Genomic DNA, 799 nt, shown 5'->3' with positions numbered 1-799 from the left:
TTATTAAGCTTTATAGTAACTTTTGTAGTAATGTTTGCTGAATTAATTTATGGGTATTTAGCTAATTCTTTAGCATTAATTAGTGATGCACTTCATATGATAACACACGCTTTTGCATTGATAATAAGTTTTATTGCACTAATATTTATTAATAAACAAGATAGTAAAAAAACTTATGGATATTATAGAAGTGAAATAATAGCTGCTTTTATAAATGCTATTATGATAGCTATATTTACTATATTTATTATCTATGAAGCTATTGAAAAACTATTAAACCCAAGTAAAATAGATATAAAGACTATGCTTATAGTATCTTGCTTTGGACTTGTAGCAAATATAATTAGTGCTTTATTATTAATGAAAGCCGATACAAGTAATTTAAATATTAAATCAAGTCTAATTCATATGCTAAGTGATTTGCTTAGTTCTGTTGCAATTATTATTGGTGGGATTATTGTTTATTATACTGATTTTTATTTTATTGATTCAATACTAGCTTTAATAATAGCTTTAGTAATTGCTAAGTGGTCTATATCATTATTTAAACAAAGCTTAGATATTTTACTTGAGAGTTCATTCATTGAGATTAGTGAAGTAAAAGAATTTATATTAAAGCAAGATTTAAATATAAAAGATATTCACGATATACACATTCATTCAATCTCTCAAGATTATCATATACTAACAGCTCATATAATCTTAGATGATTTAAATGAGTTTAAAAGTGTTTTACAAAAGCTTAATGCTTTACTTAAGAATGAGTTTAATATACATCATATTACTATTCAGCCAGAAA

Annotated in this window: 1 protein-coding gene; it reads left to right on the top strand. The window is 23.8% G+C overall.

The features are described 5' to 3' along the window. Positions 1-799: cation diffusion facilitator family transporter (locus KJR01_RS09615; RefSeq protein ID WP_214119015.1), on the top strand; the 799-nt coding region annotated here is incomplete at both ends.

Source organism: Campylobacter sp. 2018MI10, assembly GCF_018501175.1.
Classification (GTDB): Bacteria; Campylobacterota; Campylobacteria; order Campylobacterales; family Campylobacteraceae; genus Campylobacter_E.
The sequence above is the reverse complement of the archived record's forward strand: the minus strand, read 5'-3'. Positions and strand labels throughout refer to the sequence as shown.